Consider the following 17,610-nt stretch of genomic DNA (forward strand, 5'->3'; position numbering starts at 1 on the left):
TTGTATGGTGTTGATTGATATTTTTCATCCACGGAGGACACTTTTATGGCGAACACACCGAATCCAAACGACCCGTTCAATTCGTCCACCAACGCACCAAGGCCAAGTGGCGGCGGCGGTGGTAGCGGTTGGCTGATTGCCCTGGTCGTCGTTATTCTGGCGGTTGTCGCGTATTATGTTTTCGGAAGAAGTGGTGAGCACCCGGCACCCGCCGAGCCGCCGGCGGCCAGCACACCGGCCCCAGCGCCTGCACCGGCGGAACCGATGAAGCCGGCTGAACCTGCGCCCGCGCCTGCTCCGGCACCTGCAGAACCGGCGCCTGCCCCGGCACCCGCGCCCGCACCGGCTCCTGCGCCGGCACCAGCCCCTGCGCCGGCACCTGCACCGGCCCAGTGATTGGCTCGATATCAGTTACGAACGGCCCGCTGAAAAGCGGGCCGTTTTGTTTTGTAGGGGCCGCCAGAAAGGCCTTTCCAGAAACTCGCTCCGGTGAGTCAGCTGGTGTGGTTTTCGAGAACCGGAGCGCAGCGGACATCGGGTCCGTGAGCAGCGCATGACCCCGAAGATCAGTCAGATTTTTTCGGAGAGGATCATGCGCCAATCAAAAAGGGTCACAGCATCCTTTGAGCGTCCAGGAGGGACGCGCGGCGCTGTGAAAGCGGAGAAAACCTCGCCAGATGGCCGCCGGAGTAGAGTTTATGAAAGGGCCTTAGATGTGGATCGGCTTGAAGAACGTCGCCAGCGCCGCCTCCTTGATCGCCTCCGACATCGTCGGATGCGCATGGCAGGTGCGGGCGAGATCCTCCGACGAACCGCCGAACTCCATCAGCACCGCCGCCTCGTGGATCATCTCGCCGGCGCCGAAGCCGACGATATGCACGCCGAGCACGCGGTCGCTTTGCCTGTCGGCGAGGATCTTCACAAAACCGTCCGTGTGCAGCATGGCGCGCGCCCGGCCATTGGCGCTGAACGGGAACTTTCCGATCTTGTAGTCGATGCCGGCCTTCTTCAATTCTTCCTCGGTCTTGCCGACCGAGGCGATTTCCGGGCTGGTGTAGACGACGCTCGGAATGACGTCATAGTTCACGTGGCCGGCCTGGCCGGCAATGGTTTCCGCTACCGCCACGCCCTCATCCTCGGCCTTGTGCGCCAGCATCGGCCCGGCGATGACATCGCCGATGGCATAGATGCCCGGGATATTGGTCTTGAGATGGCCATCGGTCTTGACCCGGCCGCGCTCGTCGACCTCGACGCCGGCTTCCCCGAGCCCGAGGCTGTCGGCATAGGCGCGGCGGCCGGTGGCGATCAGCACGGCATCGGCCTCGATGGTCTCGGCGGCGCCGCCCTTGACCGGCTCGAAGGTGACGGTCGCACCCTTCTTGGCCTTGGCGACGCCGGTGACCTTGGCGCCGAGCTTGAACTCGAAGCCCTGTTTGCCCAGCAACCGCTGGAATTGCTTGGATACCTCGCCGTCCATGCCGCCCAGGATGGTGTCGAGGAATTCGACCACGGTGACCTTGGCGCCGAGCCGCGCCCACACCGAGCCGAGCTCGAGCCCGATGACACCGCCGCCGACCACCACCAGATGGCCGGGAACCTTATCCAGCGACAGCGCGCCGGTCGACGACACGATCACCTTCTCGTCGATGTCGACCTTGACGCCGGGAATGCCGGCGACATCCGAGCCGGTGGCGATGACGATGTTCTTGGTCTCGATCTCCTCGACCTTGCCGTCCTCGGAGGTGACCGACACCTTGCCGGCGGCGAGCACCTTGCCGGTGCCGCGGAAACTGTCGATCTTGTTCTTCTTGAACAGGAAGGCGACGCCGTTGACGTTCGACGACACCGTCGCATCCTTGTGCGCCATCATCTTCTTCAGGTTCAATTTCGGCGCCGATATCTCGACGCCGAGCGTGTCGAAGGAGTGGCCGGCCTCGGCGAACATCTCGGAGGCATGGAGCAGCGCCTTGGACGGGATGCAGCCGATGTTCAGGCAGGTGCCGCCGAAGGTCGCGTTCTTCTCGACCACCGCAACCCTGAGCCCGAGCTGCGCCGCCTTGATGGCGCAGACATAGCCGCCGGGTCCCGATCCGATGATAACGACGTCATAAGCCATGATACTGTCCTTCTGTTTTGAGCATGATGCCGAAAAGTGTGACGCGGTTTTCGGATAACATCATGCTCGATCTGCTTGAGAGCGCTCAGCGGCCGCCGCTTACATTCAGGATCGCGCCCGTCGTATAGGACGCGGCGTCGGAGAGAAGATAGAGAACCGCGCCCGCGACTTCATCCACTGTACCGGCTCTTTTCATCGGCAGCAGATCGCGGAACCGCTCCACCCGGTCCGGCTGCCCGCCGGAGGCGTGGATGTCCGTGTCGATGATGCCCGGCCGCACCGCATTGACGCGGATGCCTTCTAGCGCCACCTCACGGGCGAACCCGACGGTGAAGGTGTCGATGGCGCCCTTGGAGGCGGCATAATCGACATATTCGCCCGGCGAGCCCAATGTCGCCGCGGCCGACGAGATGTTGACGATGGATCCGCCCGACCCGCCATGACGGGTCGACATGCGCTTCACCGCCTCGCGGGCGCAGAGGAACGAGCCGACGACATTGATGCGCATCATGCGCTCCAGCCGCGAAACATCCATCTCGTCGACGCGCGCCTTGACGTCGACGATGCCGGCATTGTTGACGAAGGCATCGAGCCGTCCATAGGCGCGGTCGACGGCCTCGAACATGGCCACGATATCGGACTCCTTGCCGACATCGCCCTTGACCGCGAAAGCCTCGCCGCCGGCGGCCTCGATCTCGGCGACCAGCGCCTTGGCGGCCTCCTGGTTCGAAGCGTAGTTGACCGCGACCCGGTAGCCGGCCTTCGATCCGAGCCGGCAGATCGCGGCGCCGATGCCGCGGCTGCCGCCGGTGACCAGCAGCACCTTTTTCGTCCCGCTCATTCCTGGCATCCCTTCAAGGCAAACACATCCCACGGCACTTTCGCAAACCCGCTGCCGCCATAGGCGCTGGATTGGCGCAACGCCGGCCCGAGGTCCGGCAGGATCAGCGTCTTCGGCGCTTCGACGCCTTCAGCCGGCAGCAGTCCGATGTTGCCCTTTTTATCCGCCGTGTAGATGACGCCGTGCCAGGGCGTGCAGGCGGCAAGCTCCTCGCCGGTGACGTCGCCCTCGGGGCATTTGTGCATCAGCGCGCCGTTCGGCCGCGATACGCCTTCATTCCACATGACGATGCCGTTGAGCACCACATTGTTGTCGAGGATCATCCGGAAGGTGTTGGTGACGGTCGCCGAGGTGCCGGTCGGCGTGAAATCGATCTCGCTGCCGCTCTGGGCGTCGCCATAGACAGCGAGTTCTATCGGGCAGGCGGCATGGGCGCCGGCAGCGGCCAGCACCATGCCGGCCGCGATCGATGCGATCGAAAGCACCTTGGAAAGGCTAAGGGAACGGGTCGTCATTCTGCCGCGCAGATCCCTTCCTCCGGCACACATTCCAACAGCCGGATCAGCACCAGACCTCAGAGATCAAGCACCAGCCGTTCCGGATCCTCCAAGCTTTCCTTGACGCGCACCAGGAACGTCACCGCTTCCTTGCCGTCGACGATACGGTGATCGTAGCTGAGCGCCAGGTACATCATCGGCCGGATCACGATCTGGCCGCCGACCACGACAGGCCGGTCCTGGATCTTGTGCATGCCCAGAATGCCCGACTGCGGCGCGTTGAGGATCGGGGTCGACATCAGCGACCCGTAAACGCCGCCGTTCGAAATCGTAAACGTGCCGCCCTGCATGTCGGCGACCGACAGCTTTCCGTCACGCGCGGCGATACCCAGCCGGCCGATGTCCTTCTCGATCTCGGCGATCGACATCTGGTCGGCATCGCGCACCACCGGCACGACGAGGCCCTTTTCAGTGCCGACGGCGACGCCGATATGGGCATAGTTCTTGAAGATGATATCGGTGCCGTCGATCTCGGCATTGACCGAGGGGATTTCCTTCAACGCGTGCGTGACGGCCTTGGTGAAGAAGCCCATGAAGCCGAGCTTCACGCCGTGCTTCTTTTCGAACACGTCCTTGTATTTGGTGCGCAGCGCCATCACCGCTGACATGTCGACCTCGTTGAAGGTGGTCAGCATGGCTGCGGTCGACTGCGCTTCCTTGAGGCGGCGCGCGATGGTCTGGCGCAGCTTGGTCATGCGCACGCGCTCCTCGCGCGATGCATCGTCGCCCGAGGACGGCGCCCGCACGGCAACCGGTGCAGGTGCTGCTTTCGGCGTCTCGGCCGGCTGCGACGGCGCGCCCTTGGAGATGGCGTCGAGCACGTCACCTTTCAGCACCTGGCCGCGCTTTCCCGAACCGGAGATCTGGTCGACCGAGAGATTGCTTTCGGCGATCAGTTTCGCCGCGGCCGGTGCCGGTGGCATGGTGCGCGGCTCGACCGGGCCGGCATCGCCGGCGATCTTGGCGGTCTCGGCCGCGGCCTGCTTGCCGGTCGATGCCGCATCCGGCGACGAGGCCTGCGACACCGCTTGCGGCTTCGTGGCGGGAGCCGCGCCGCCTGCCGAAATCGACCCCAGCAGCGCGCCGACACCGACCGTCTCGCCTTCCTTGACGGTGATCTCACCCAGCGTGCCGGCGGCGGCGGCAGGCACCTCCACCGTCACCTTGTCGGTCTCGAGCTCGACCAGCGGTTCATCGGCGGCGATTGTATCGCCAACCTTCTTGAACCATTTGCCGACGGTCGCTTCAGTGACGGATTCGCCGAGAGTGGGAACGCGGATTTCGGTAGCCATTGTGCCTGTCCGTTTTCTTTCGGTTCTGTTGTTCGCCCAGATCTTCTCTATTCACCAAGCGCGTCTTCGAGCAAGGCGGCGAGTTGGGCGAGATGCTTCGACATCAGTCCGGTCGCCGGCGAGGCGGCGGCCGGACGGCCGGTGTAGCGCACCCGCTGATGCTTGGCGTCGATATGCGCCAGCACCCATTCCAGATACGGGTCGATGAACGACCAGGCGCCCATGTTCTTGGGCTCCTCCTGGCACCACACCATCTCGGCATTGCGGAACCGCGACAGTTCGGTGATCAGCGCCTTGGCCGGGAACGGGTAAAGCTGCTCGACGCGCAGCAGATAGATGTCGTTAATGCCGCGCTTCTCGCGCTCCTCATAGAGGTCGTAATAGACCTTGCCCGAACACAGCACGACGCGGCGGATCTTGGAATCCTTGACCAGCTTGATCGCTTGTCCGGAAAGCAGCTGCGCATCGTCCCACAGCAACCGGTGGAACGAGCTTTCGCCCGAAATTTCCGGCAGCGTCGACACCGCCCGCTTGTGGCGCAGCAGCGACTTCGGCGTCATCAGGATCAGCGGCTTGCGGAAGTCGCGCTTCAGCTGCCGGCGCAATATGTGGAAGTAGTTGGCCGGCGTGGTGCAGTTGGCGACTTGCATGTTGTCTTCGGCGCAAAGCTGCAGGAAGCGTTCGAGCCGGGCCGAGGAATGTTCCGGACCCTGGCCTTCATAGCCATGCGGCAATAGGCAGACGAGGCCCGACATTCTGAGCCACTTGCGTTCGCCTGACGAGATGAACTGGTCGAACACCACCTGGGCGCCGTTGGCGAAGTCGCCGAACTGCGCTTCCCACAGGGTCAGCGCCTTGGGCTCGGCCAGGCTGTAGCCGTATTCGAAGCCCAGAACCGCCTCTTCCGACAGCATCGAGTTGATGACTTCATAGCCGGCCTGAGCCGCCGACAGATTGTTGAGCGGGATGTAGCGGGTCTCGTCGCGCTGGTCGTAGAGCACCGAATGGCGCTGCGAGAAGGTGCCGCGTTCGGAATCCTGCCCCGACAGGCGGATCGGATTGCCGTCGAGCAGGATGGCGCCGAAGGCCAGCGCCTCAGCCGTCGACCAGTCGATGCCTTCGCCGGACTCGATCGCCTGGCGGCGGTTTTCGAGGAAGCGGATGATCGTCTTGTGCGCCTCGAAGTCCTTCGGCACCTCGGTCAGCTTCCTGCCGATTTCCTTCAGTGTCTTGACCGGCACGGCGGTCTTGCCGCGCCGCTGTTCGTCCTGGTTGTCGGCAGTGCGCAGGCCCGACCAGGCGCCGTCGAGCCAGTCAGCCTTGTTGGGCTTGTAGTGCTGGCCGACTTCCCATTCGGATTCCAGATGCGCCCGCCAGTCGGCTTTCAACTGGTCGAGCTCGGCCTGGGTGAGGTGACCCTCGGCGATCAGCCGGTCGCCATAGATCTGCACCGTCGTCTTGTGGTTGCGGATGTTGCGGTACATGATCGGCTGGGTGAAGGCCGGTTCGTCGCCCTCATTGTGGCCGAAGCGGCGATAGCAGAACATATCGACCACAACAGGCTTGAAGAACTTCATGCGAAACTCGATCGCCACCTTGGTGGCGTGCACCACGGCTTCCGGGTCGTCGCCATTGACGTGGAAGATCGGTGCTTCGATCATCTTGGCGACGTCGGACGGATAGGGCGAGGAGCGCGAAAAGCGCGGGTTGGTGGTGAAACCGATCTGGTTGTTGATGATGAAATGCAGCGTGCCAGCGACGCGGTGGCCGCGCAGGCCGGACAGGCCGAGGATCTCGGCGATCACGCCCTGACCGGCGAAGGCGGCATCGCCATGCAGCAAGAGCGGCAGCACCTTGGCGCGCTCTTCCAGCGGCACGATTTCCTCGCGGCTGCGGCCGAACAGATAATCCTGCTTGGCGCGCGCCTTGCCCATCACCACCGGATCGACGATCTCCAGATGCGAAGGATTGGCGGTCAGGGACAGATGCACCTTGTTGCCGTCGAATTCGCGGTCCGACGAGGCGCCGAGATGGTACTTGACGTCGCCCGAGCCTTCGACCTCATCGGGTGCCGCAGAGCCGCCCTTGAACTCGTGGAAGATGGCGCGGTGGGGCTTGGCCATCACCTGGGAGAGCACGTTCAGCCGGCCGCGATGCGCCATGCCGAGCACGATTTCCTTCATGCCGAGCTGGCCGCCGCGCTTGACGATCTGCTCCAGCGCCGGGATCAGCGCCTCACTGCCATCGAGGCCGAAGCGCTTGGTGCCCTTGTACTTGACGTCGATGAACTGCTCGAAGCCTTCAGCCTCGACCAGCTTCTGCAGGATCGCCTTCTTGCCGGCGGCGGTGAAGGTGATCTCCTTGTCGGCACCCTCGATGCGCGCCTGGATCCAGGCCTTTTCCTCAGGGTCGGAAATATGCATGAACTCGACGCCGAGCGTGGAGCAATAGGTGCGGGTCAGGATTTCCAGCATCTGCCGGATGCTGCCGAATTCAAGCCCCAGCACATTGTCGAGGAAGATCGGCCGGTCGTAATCGGCTTCGGTGAAGCCGTAGTTTTCCGGCGACAGCTCGTTGTAGTCCTCGAGCGGCTTGGCGATGCCGAGCGGATCGAGATTGGCGTGCAGATGGCCGCGCATGCGGTAGGCGCGGATCATCATGATGGCGCGCACCGAATCGCGCGTCGCCTGGTGCACGTCGGCGTCGGACAGGACGACGCCATTGGTGACCGCCTTGTCCTTGACCTTCTTTTCGATCGTCTTCTCGACGATGCCCCAATTGCCGTCGAGCGCCGACACCAATTCGCCATTGGCCTGCAGCGGCCAGGAGGGCTTGGCCCAGGAGGCGCCCTTGGCGTTCCTGCGCACATCGCCGGAATCGTCCTTCAGCCCGGCGAAGAACTCCTGCCATTCGGGATTGACCGAGGCTGGATCGTCCTCATAGGCGGCATAAAGCGCGTCGATGTAATCGGCATTGCCGCCATAGAGGAAAGAGGTGAGAGAAAATTGGTCGTTGGCCTGATCTTGTCTTGCCATTTTTGTCCGCGGAGCCCGGCTCCGTCTCCTGTTTTTGGAGGGGAGTAGGGAAATAAGGGAATAGGGGAGCAGGGCTTTTTGCCGCTGCTATTTTCCCTACTGCCCTACTCCCTTACTCCCCTATTCCCTTACCCTTTGATCGCTTCGACCAAGGTCGTGCCCAGCCTTGCCGGCGACGGCGAAACTTTTATCCCGGCCGATTCCATTGCCGCGATCTTGTCTTCGGCGCCGCCCTTGCCGCCGGAGATGACCGCGCCGGCGTGGCCCATGGTGCGGCCGGCCGGCGCCGTGCGCCCGGCGATGAAGCCGGCCATCGGCTTCTTGCGGCCCCGCTTGGCTTCGTCCTTGAGGAACTGCGCGGCGTCTTCCTCGGCCGAACCGCCGATCTCGCCGATCATGATGATCGACTTGGTCTCCTCGTCGGCGAGGAACATCTCGAGCACGTCGATGAACTCGGTGCCTTTGACGGGGTCGCCGCCGATACCGACGGCGGTGGTCTGGCCGAGGCCGACATTGGTGGTCTGGAACACGGCCTCATAGGTAAGCGTTCCCGACCGCGAAACAACGCCGACCGAGCCCTTGCGGAAGATGTTTCCGGGCATGATGCCGATCTTGCATTCGTTGGGCGTCAGCACGCCCGGGCAGTTCGGGCCGATCAGCCGCGAGGTCGAACGGTCGAGCCTGGCCTTGACCCTGATCATGTCCATCACCGGTATGCCTTCGGTGATGCAGATGATCAGCGGGATCTCGGCCTCGATCGCCTCGAGGATGGCTTCGGCGGCGCCTGCCGGCGGCACATAGACGACCGAAGCATTGGCGCCCGTCTTTTCCTTGCCTTCGGCGACGGTGGCGAAGATCGGCAGGCTCTCGCCCTTCGCGCCGGTCCACGTCTCGCCACCCTTCTTGGGATGGATGCCGCCGACCATTTTCGTGCCGTGATAGGCCAGCGCCTGTTCGGTGTGGAACGTGCCGGTCTTGCCGGTCAGGCCCTGCACCAGCACCTTGGTGTTCTTGTCGACGAGGATGGACATGGGAGCCCTTTTCTAAAAACCGTTGATCGAGGGAAACATGGTCAGAGCCGCTTCAAGTCGGCGACGGTGAGGTCGCTCTTGGCGTTGCCGGTGTTGAGCGTCGTTGCCGGCTCGAACATCAGCACCACGGGCTCAACGGTGAGCGAGCGCGGCCGGTGTTCGACGCCGCGCGGCACGACGATGAAATCGCCCTCGCCGAGTTCGACCGGGCCGTCGCGGAAATCGATGGCGATACGCCCGCGCAGCACGAGGAAGGCTTCGTCCTCATTGTCATGCGCATGCCAGTCGAAGACCTCGCCGAACTTGGCGACCTTCGCCTGGCTGTCGTTGACGTCGCCGGCGATATGGGGATCGAAGACCTTCTTGATCTTTTGATCCGCAGCCTCGACCAGGTTTATCTTATGCGGAGGCACCAGATCAGCCCTTCACCGCCGCCACGATCTTCTTGGCTGCATCGTCGAGATCGTCGGCCGACACCACGTTCAGGCCGCTGTCGTTGATGATCTTCTTGCCCAGTTCGGCATTGGTGCCTTCCAGGCGCACCACCAGCGGCACTTCCAGGCCGACTTCCTTGACCGCGGCAATGACGCCCTCGGCAATGATGTCGCACTTCATGATGCCGCCGAAGATGTTGATCAGGATGCCCTTGACCGCCGGATCCCTGGTGATTATCTTGAACGCCGCCGTCACTTTTTCCTTGGACGCACCGCCGCCGACATCGAGGAAGTTGGCGGGCTCGGCGCCATAGAGCTTGATGATGTCCATCGTCGCCATGGCAAGGCCGGCGCCGTTGACCATGCAGCCGATATTGCCGTCGAGCGCCACATAGGCGAGGTCGTATTTCGACGCCTCGATTTCCTTCTCGTCCTCTTCGGTGGTGTCGCGCAGTTCGAGCACGTCGGGGTGACGGAACAGCGCGTTGTTGTCGAACGACACTTTTGCGTCGAGCACGCGCAGCCGGCCGTTCTTCATGACGATCAGCGGATTGACCTCGAGCAGGCTCATGTCCTTCTCGACGAAGGCCTTGTAGAGGATCGGGAACAGCGTATCGCCGTCCTTGGCCGCATCGCCGTCGAGCTTGAGCGCGCCGTTGAGCGCCTTCAGGTCGGCTGAAGTGACACCTTTTTCCGGGTCGATGGCGACGGTGATGATCTTTTCCGGCGTGTCATGGGCGACCGCCTCGATGTCCATGCCGCCCTCGGTCGAGACGACGAAGGCAATGCGGCCGACCGAACGGTCGACCAGGATCGACAGATAGAGCTCGCGTTCGATGTCGGCGCCGTCTTCGATATAGAGGCGGTTGACCTGCTTGCCGGCCGGGCCGGTCTGCTTGGTCACCAGAGTGTTGCCCAGCATCTCGTTGGCGTTGGCGACGACATCGGCCACCGATTTCGCCAGCCGCACGCCGCCCTTGGCGTCCGGGCCGAGCTCGGTGAATTTGCCCTTGCCGCGGCCGCCGGCATGGATCTGGCTCTTCACCACATAGAGCGGGCCCGGCAGCGCCTTGGCGGCGGCTTCCGCTTCGCTCGCCTTGAACACCGGCACGCCTTCGGCCACCGGCGCGCCGAACGACTTCAGCAGTGCCTTGCCCTGATACTCATGGATGTTCATCTGTATGGTCTCCGGATCGACTGGGGGTTCACTTACTGGAGATTCATTTGGAGGCGAGTTGCGGCGCGATCTTGACGCAGGCCTCGGTCAGGCCCTGCACCGTCGCCACGGAGGAGTCGAACATCTTCTGCTCGCTCTTGTTGAGCTCGATCTCGATGATGCGCTCGACGCCGCCGGCGCCGATCACCACGGGAACGCCGACATAGGTATTCTTGACGCCATACTGGCCGGAGAGATACGCCGCACAGGGCAGCACGCGCTTCTTGTCCTTGAGATAGGCTTCGGCCATCGAGATCGCCGAAGCGGCCGGCGCGTAATAGGCCGAGCCGGTCTTGAGCAGGCCGACGATCTCGGCGCCGCCGTCGCGGGTGCGCTGCACGATCTGGTCGAGCTTCTCCTTCGAGGTCCAGCCCATCTTGATGAGGTCGGGCAGCGGAATGCCCGATACAGTCGAGTAGCGGATCATCGGCACCATGGAATCGCCGTGGCCGCCGAGCACGAAGGCGGTGACGTCCTCGACCGAGACCTTGAATTCCTCGGCCAGGAAATAGCGGAAGCGCGCGCTGTCGAGCACGCCGGCCATGCCGACGACGTGGCTGTTGGGCAGGCCTGAGAATTTCTGCAGCGCCCAGACCATGGCGTCGAGCGGGTTTGTGATGCAGATGACGAAAGCCTTCGGCGCATACTTCTTCAGCCCGGCGCCGACCTGCTCCATGACCTTGAGGTTGATGCCCAAAAGGTCGTCGCGGCTCATGCCGGGCTTGCGCGGCACGCCGGCGGTGACGATGCAGACGTCGGCGCCTTCGATGCCGGCATAGTCGTTGATGCCGGTGAGCCTGGAGTCGAAGCCATCGACCGGCGACGACTGCGCGATATCGAGCCCCTTGCCCTGCGGGATACCTTCGGCAATATCGAACAGCACCACGTCGCCGAGGTCCTTGAGGCCGATCATGTGAGCGAGCGTGCCGCCGATCATGCCAGAGCCGATAAGCGCTATCTTGTTGCGTGCCATGTGAGGATGTTTTCCCTTTGTCGGTGACGACGTCTCAAATCCTGGTGACTTGATGGCGGCGTCGAAGAAGAGGCCGGAATGCTGCGGGGAACCGCGAATTTTCGCCGCACCCAATAGCCCCGGCACGGAAAAAATTCAAACGATTATTTTGGCGTCAGTGTTTTCAATCGGTTAGATCATTTGGGATTTACGTAAACGTCAGAGTTTGTAAGCCGACTTGGGGGGAAATAACCGACGAAGATGGAAATCGTAAGGCTGAATGCGGGTAATGACGCCCTTGTGATGCGGGTGGCCGAGGAGGTTCGAGTTGTAGACGTTGGCATGACAGAGGGGGGCAAAGGATCGCTACCGACGCATTCCCTGGAAATTCAGGCCTGCGCCTGCTGTGCCTCTGGCGCCGGCTTCCCTTTCTGCCGCTCCGCCCAATCCTCCAGCCAGTCGCGACTTTGCATCTCGATCAGCCGCGATGCGGTGCGCTCGAACTCGAAGACCTCCACGCCGCGCTTGGCGGCATAAAGCGCTTGCGGCGGCGCTTCGGCGCTCACCACCAGCCGCACATGATGGTCGTAGAGCGTGTCGATCAGAAGGATGAAGCGTTTGGCCTCGTTGCGCTTGCCTTCGCCGAGCACCGGGACGTGGTCGATGAAAATGGTTGAGAAGCGCCCGGCGATCGCCAGGAAATCGCGCGCGCCAAGCGGCTTTTCGCAGAGATCGGCGAAGGAGAACCGCGCCGCATCGCCTGCCGCACGCGGCACGATCACCTGCCGCCCTTTGAGGGCAATCGATGTCTCGGCGGTCGGCGCGTTGCGCGTCATGGCTTGCCAGGCCTCGTCGAGTAGCTGGTCCGCCGCCGCATCGGCCGGCGTGACATAGACCGGTGTCCGGGCGAGCTTTTCCAGCCGGTAGTCCTTGTCGGCATCGAGCGCCAGCACCTGTGTGTGCCGCTCCAGTATGCCGATGAAGGGCAGGAAAAGCTGACGGTTCAGCCCGTCGCTGTAGAGGTTTTCCGGCGCCACATTCGAGGTGGCGACCAGCACCACACCGCTGGCAAACAGCGCCGAAAACAACCTGGACAGGATCATCGCGTCGGCGATGTCGGTGACCGAGAACTCGTCGAAGCACAGCACCCAGGCTTGCTCGGCAAGGGCCTTGGCCACCGGCGGGATCGGGTCGTCCTCCTTGACGTCGCCATTCTTGCGCGCCTGCCGGTGCTTCTGGATACGGTCCTGCACGTCCGCCATGAAGTCGTTGAAGTGGACGCGGCGCTTGCGCCGCACCGGCAGCAAGTCGAAGAACATGTCCATCAGCATGGTCTTGCCGCGACCGACGCCGCCATGGATGTAAAGGCCTTTGACGGCCTCATGCGTCTCGCGCTTGCGGGCGAACAGCCAGCCCAGCGCGCTCGACTTATGCGCCAGCCGCTTGGCCGAGATCTCATCGGTCAGCCGGTCGAGCGCCGCAACGATCCGTTCCTGCGCCGGATCGCGGTCGATCGTACCGGTTTCCACCAGATGCTCGTAGCGCTGCCTGACGGTCGCATGGGTCTGGAGGCCGTCACGCAGATGCATCGGTCACGTCATTTGTTTATGCATGTCGCTGTCCCGAAATCGGGGTCACTTCTGCGCGACACGCATTCGGAGGACTAAAGCGGTCGTGTCTGAACGGATTCAGACGACCCGCTTTAGATCTTTGTTTTCCCAAAACCGCGGCCACTTTTGGGCGACATGCATTAGCCTACCTTGTAAGCGAAATCGGCTGGCCGTTGGAAGTCTGGCCGTCGAATTTCGAGCCGCCCGAGGAATAGAGCCGCGCCAGCGCACCGCCACTCTCGTCATAGAGCGTCAGCTGCTTGCCGGCGACGTTCCACGACTTGACGCCGTCCATCGGCGCCGGGCAATGCAGCGGCCCAGCGCGGAAGCCGGCGCCGAATTTGGTCTGCGGTGTCGCCACCTTGCAGCTCTGGCCCGCAACGCTGGCGTTCCAGACACCGGCGACGCTGGCGGCAGTCACGTCCGAAGCGCCGGCCGGCGCCGAACCATCCGAAGGCAGCGCGGCGACCTGCGTGTTCGCAGGAGCGGTCGGGAATTGAGACGGGTCGGTGGTGCCGGGCGATGCCGGCGGCGGCAGTTGGTTCGCCGTCACCTTGCCGGCGGGCGCGGCCTCCAGCGGTGCCGGCTGCTGGTCATCCATCGAGGAGAAACGCGAGGTCGAACAGCCGCTCGCAACGAGCGCCGCCAGCGATACGGCCACCAGACCGGTTTTCGAAAAAGTCATTCCAACCTCCGTCGGATCCGGCTGGGGGGAAGCCGTCCGCACAATCTCACCCCCACCAAGATGGAGAAGGTGGCGAAATTTCAACCCGATATGGTTAAAATACAGTTTGCAGCAAGAATTGTTGCAAATTTATCGCAATCGCGGCGGCTGACCGCTTGTCGCGCGTCGCCTGGGGATCCGGTCAAAGCAGTGCAGCGCCGACATTCGACGGTTGGACGCTTGCGCGAGCCGCCTTAGCGCCTATGTCTGGAAAACGAAACACCTGCCGGAGCCGCAAAATTGGCCGCGAGAAAGACAGCCGCCAATCGCTATTATAGCGGCCCGCCCAGCGACCATTTCGACGGCGCATTGTTCTTCAATCCCGACGGCCAGCCACCCGGCCGTTTCGCCGACCTGCTGAAATGGCAGTTGAATGGCCAGCGCTCGAAATGGCCGGCGAGCGATGCAAGCCCCTTTCCGCAGGCGAAACCGACGGCTCGGGTCGAGGGCGCCGCGCTGGAAGTGACGATGGTTGGCCATTCCACCTTGCTGGTCCAGACGGCCGGTCTGAACATCCTTACCGATCCGGTATGGTCGTTGCGCGCCTCGCCGCTTTCCTTCGCCGGACCAAAACGCATCAATGCGCCAGGCATCGCCTTTGCCGACCTGCCGCCGATCGACCTCGTGCTGGTCAGCCACAACCACTATGACCATCTCGACCTCGCCACGTTGAAGCGGCTGAAGGCCGGCCACGACCCGCTGGTGCTCACTCCGCTCGGCAACGACGCCATCATCGAAGCCGCCGTGCCCGGCATGCGACTGTCGGCGCATGACTGGGGCGACAGGGTCGAGATCGGCAATGGCGCCGCCGTCCATGTCGAGCCGGTGCATCACTGGTCGGCGCGTGGCGCCCGAGACCGGCGCATGGCGCTCTGGGCCGGCTTTGTCGTCGAAACCCCTGACGGCAAGCTCTATTTCGCCGGCGACACCGGCTTCCACGATGGCATCAACTACCGGCGGATGGCCGAGAAACATGGCGGTTTCCGCTTCGCCATCCTGCCGATCGGCGCCTATGAGCCGCGCTGGTTCATGGCGCCGCAGCACCAGAATCCCTGGGAAGCCGTGCAAGGCATGACGCTGTGCAATGCCGCCCATGCCGCCGGCTGTCACTGGGGCACTTTCCAGCTCACCGACGAGCCGATCGACGAGCCGGCGCGCAAATTGACCGAGGCGCTTGACGATCGAGGCATCCCACGCGAGCGCTTTCGCGCCTTGCGGCCGGGCGAGGTCTGGGATGTGCCGGAGCACATAGCGCCCTGATCCGCATCGGTTCGACGGAACCCCAGCGCTACAACCGCGTTTTCATGTGGTTGAAATATCTGCCGGTTTGCGAGGCATTGTCATGCTCAAATGGATTATCATTCTCCTGATCGTCGCCGCGGCGGCGAGCTTGCTCGGCATGCCGGCACTGGCAGGTGCCGCGGCCACCGGTGCGCGTATCCTTATCGGCATCGTTCTGATCATCTTCCTGCTGGTGGTGCTGGGCATTTTCGCCGTCACGTAAGTCCGGCGCTTTCGCCGAGACCAAGCGGCTGCGCACTGGTAATTCCTGCCCGTTTCCGCCATATAGCGCCAAACGGACACGGAATTTTTCGGAGCAATGGCCAGCACTGCCCCTTTCGCCAAGATGAACGGCATCGGCAACGAGATCATCGTTGCCGATATGCGTGGCCGTGCCGATCGGGTGACGGCGGCGGCGGCGGTTGCGCTGAACGCCGATGCCGCGACCAGCTTCGACCAGATCATGGCGATCCATGACGCCAGGACGTCTGGCACCGCCTTTTTCATCGACATCCTGAATTCCGATGGAACCGGTGCGCAGGCCTGCGGCAATGGCATGCGCTGCGTCGTCCAGGCGCTCGCCGCCGAGACCGGCCAGAAGATCTTCACCTTCGAGACCGTGGCGGGCATCCTCAATGCGCGCGAACACGCCGACGGTTCGATCTCGGTCGACATGGGCACGCCGCGCTTCGGCTGGCAGGATATCCCGCTGGCCGAGGAATTCCGCGACACCCGCATGATCGAGCTGCAGATCGGCCCGATCGACGCCCCCGTGCTGCATTCACCCTCGGTCGTTTCGATGGGCAACCCGCACGCGATCTTCTGGGTCGACAACGACGTCTGGTCCTACGAGCTCGACCGCTTCGGTCCGCTGCTCGAGAACCACCCGATGTTCCCCGAGCGCGCCAACATAACCATCGCTCAGGTTACTTCGCCCGAAACCATGATCATCCGCACCTGGGAACGCGGCGCCGGCCTGACCAAGGCCTGCGGTTCGGCCTCCTGCGCGGCCGTGGTGGCCGCGGCCCGCACCAACCGGACCGGCCGCAGCGTCAGTCTGTTGACGCCAGGCGGCGGCACGCTGCATGTCGAATGGCGCGACGATGACCACGTGGTCCTGACCGGCGCCGCCGAATGGGAATTTTCCGGCAACTTCGACCCGTCGATCGGGACATGGGCCCGCGACACTGAAAGCGCGGCCTGATGTCCGCTCTGCCCAAGAGCCCGGCGTCCCCGGGGATCGATGTCGTCACCTTCGGCTGCCGGCTCAACACCTATGAATCGCAGGTGATGCGGCGCGAGGCTGAAAGTGCGGGCCTCGGCGCGTTGGAAGGTGGCGCCGTGATCTTCAACACCTGCGCCGTGACAGGCGAAGCAGTGCGCCAGGCCAAGCAGGCGATCCGCAAGGCGCGCCGCGACAACCCGCGAGCCCGCATCATCGTCACCGGCTGCGCCGCGCAGACCGAGCCTGAAAAATTCGCCGCCATGGACGAGGTCGATCTCGTGCTTGGCAATGAAGAGAAGCTGAACGCGAATTCCTACCGCGCGCTGCCGGATTTCGGCGTCAACGACACCGAGAAGGCGCGCGTCAACGATATCTTTTCGGTGCGCGAGACCGCGGGTCACATGGTCGACGCCATCGAGGGCCGCGCACGCGCCTTCGTCCAGGTGCAGAACGGCTGCGACCACCGCTGCACCTTCTGCATCATTCCCTACGGCCGCGGCAATTCGCGCTCGGTGCCGATGGGCGCCGTGGTCGAGCAGGTCAAGCGGCTCGCCGGCAACGGCTATGCCGAGATCGTTCTGACCGGCGTCGACATGACTTCATTCGGCGCCGACCTGCCGGGCGCGCCGAAGCTCGGCAAACTGGTGAAGACCATCCTGAAACAGGTGCCCGATGTGAAGCGCCTGCGGCTGTCGTCGATCGATTCGATCGAGGCCGACGACGATTTGCTCGACGCCATCGCCACCGAGCCCCGGTTGATGCCGCATCTGCATCTGTCGCTGCAGTCGGGCGACGACATGATCCTGAAGCGGATGAAGCGAAGGCATCTGCGCGATCAGTCGATCCGCTTCTGCGAGGATGTGCGCAAGCTGCGCCCCGGTATCGTCTTTGGCGCCGACATCATCGCCGGCTTCCCGACCGAGACCGACGAAATGTTCGAGAACTCGGAGAAAATTGTCGAGGAGTGTGGCCTGACCCATCTCCACGTCTTCCCCTTCAGCCCACGCGAAGGCACGCCTGCCGCGCGCATGCCGCAGCTCCGCCGCGAGGTGGTCAAGCAGCGCGCCGCCCGGCTGCGAGCCGCCGGTGAAGTTGCCTATGTCAGGCATCTGTCGTTGCTCACCGGTACGCGTCAGTCGATCCTGATCGAGCGAGACGGCCTTGGCCGCACCGAGGGTTTTACGCTTGCCGCACTCGGCACGGGCGCACCGGGTGAGATCGTCGAGGCCGATATATCGGGCCACGATGGTACCAGGCTGATCGCGGCGCCGCTTGCCGCCCGCGCCGCCTGAGAAA

Annotated in this window: 14 protein-coding genes and 1 pseudogene; 4 read left to right on the top strand and 11 right to left on the bottom strand. The window is 63.5% G+C overall.

The annotated features are described in order from the left end of the window. Window positions 1–709: 709 nt before the first annotated feature. From lpdA to P3C39_RS10235, 11 genes and pseudogenes are all read right to left on the bottom strand, one after another. A pseudogene (gene lpdA / locus P3C39_RS10185) lies at window positions 710–2,125 on the bottom strand (dihydrolipoyl dehydrogenase); the annotation flags it as partial. A gap of 76 nt (window positions 2,126–2,201) precedes the next feature. Beyond that, window positions 2,202–2,957: an SDR family oxidoreductase gene (locus P3C39_RS10190; RefSeq protein ID WP_275953426.1), complete on the bottom strand. Its 756-nt coding sequence runs from the start codon at window positions 2,955–2,957 to the stop codon at window positions 2,202–2,204. Next, window positions 2,954–3,472 carry a hypothetical protein gene (locus P3C39_RS10195; protein ID WP_275953425.1) on the bottom strand — a complete coding sequence of 173 codons (519 nt, stop codon included), beginning with the start codon at window positions 3,470–3,472 and terminating at the stop codon, window positions 2,954–2,956. Before P3C39_RS10195 ends, P3C39_RS10190 begins: the two co-directional genes overlap by 4 nt. Before the next feature lie 59 nt (window positions 3,473–3,531). Next, window positions 3,532–4,806 carry a 2-oxoglutarate dehydrogenase complex dihydrolipoyllysine-residue succinyltransferase gene (odhB, locus tag P3C39_RS10200; RefSeq protein WP_013528851.1) on the bottom strand — a complete coding sequence of 425 codons (1,275 nt, stop codon included), beginning with the start codon at window positions 4,804–4,806 and terminating at the stop codon, window positions 3,532–3,534. 47 nt (window positions 4,807–4,853) lie between these two features. Continuing rightward, window positions 4,854–7,841 (bottom strand): 2-oxoglutarate dehydrogenase E1 component, encoded by a 2,988-nt coding sequence (locus P3C39_RS10205; protein WP_027163286.1) that lies wholly within the window; start codon window positions 7,839–7,841, stop codon window positions 4,854–4,856. Window positions 7,842–7,969: 128 nt separating this feature from the next. Further along, on the bottom strand, window positions 7,970–8,872 hold the full coding sequence (gene sucD, locus P3C39_RS10210; protein ID WP_063173365.1) for a succinate--CoA ligase subunit alpha: 903 nt from the start codon (window positions 8,870–8,872) through the stop codon (window positions 7,970–7,972). A 41-nt stretch (window positions 8,873–8,913) separates the two neighbouring features. Further along, the gene (locus tag P3C39_RS10215; RefSeq protein WP_013528848.1) at window positions 8,914–9,285 is read right to left on the bottom strand and encodes a cupin domain-containing protein; all 372 of its coding nucleotides are present in this window, start codon (window positions 9,283–9,285) and stop codon (window positions 8,914–8,916) included. Between the two features lie 4 nt (window positions 9,286–9,289). After that, a complete protein-coding gene (gene sucC / locus P3C39_RS10220) occupies window positions 9,290–10,483 on the bottom strand; it encodes an ADP-forming succinate--CoA ligase subunit beta (protein WP_024504973.1) in 1,194 nt (397 codons plus the stop codon). Between the two features lie 43 nt (window positions 10,484–10,526). Then, the gene (gene mdh / locus P3C39_RS10225) at window positions 10,527–11,495 is read right to left on the bottom strand and encodes a malate dehydrogenase (RefSeq protein WP_013528846.1); all 969 of its coding nucleotides are present in this window, start codon (window positions 11,493–11,495) and stop codon (window positions 10,527–10,529) included. Window positions 11,496–11,863: 368 nt separating this feature from the next. Then, window positions 11,864–13,063 (bottom strand): cell division protein ZapE, encoded by a 1,200-nt coding sequence (gene zapE / locus P3C39_RS10230; protein WP_275953424.1) that lies wholly within the window; start codon window positions 13,061–13,063, stop codon window positions 11,864–11,866. A 166-nt stretch (window positions 13,064–13,229) separates the two neighbouring features. Continuing rightward, window positions 13,230–13,769, bottom strand: coding sequence for a protease inhibitor Inh/omp19 family protein (locus P3C39_RS10235; protein WP_013528844.1), 540 nt, complete (start codon window positions 13,767–13,769; stop codon window positions 13,230–13,232). Window positions 13,770–14,048: 279 nt separating this feature from the next. On the opposite strand from P3C39_RS10235, the gene P3C39_RS10240 reads away from it, so the two are divergent. From P3C39_RS10240 to mtaB, 4 genes are all read left to right on the top strand, one after another. Continuing rightward, entirely contained in the window at window positions 14,049–15,068 is a 1,020-nt protein-coding gene (locus P3C39_RS10240; RefSeq protein ID WP_275953423.1) for an MBL fold metallo-hydrolase, read from the top strand. 82 nt (window positions 15,069–15,150) lie between these two features. Then, complete coding sequence (locus P3C39_RS10245; protein ID WP_013528842.1) at window positions 15,151–15,312, top strand: DUF1328 family protein; 162 nt, start codon at window positions 15,151–15,153, stop codon at window positions 15,310–15,312. Window positions 15,313–15,408: 96 nt separating this feature from the next. After that, window positions 15,409–16,293, top strand: a complete 885-nt coding sequence (dapF, locus tag P3C39_RS10250; RefSeq protein WP_013528841.1) for a diaminopimelate epimerase — start codon at window positions 15,409–15,411, stop codon at window positions 16,291–16,293. Further along, window positions 16,293–17,606: a tRNA (N(6)-L-threonylcarbamoyladenosine(37)-C(2))-methylthiotransferase MtaB gene (gene mtaB / locus P3C39_RS10255; protein ID WP_013528840.1), complete on the top strand. Its 1,314-nt coding sequence runs from the start codon at window positions 16,293–16,295 to the stop codon at window positions 17,604–17,606. Before dapF ends, mtaB begins: the two co-directional genes overlap by 1 nt. Window positions 17,607–17,610 lie beyond the last annotated feature (4 nt).

The organism is Mesorhizobium sp. XAP4 (genome assembly GCF_029269325.1).
GTDB lineage: Bacteria > Pseudomonadota > Alphaproteobacteria > Rhizobiales > Rhizobiaceae > Mesorhizobium > Mesorhizobium ciceri.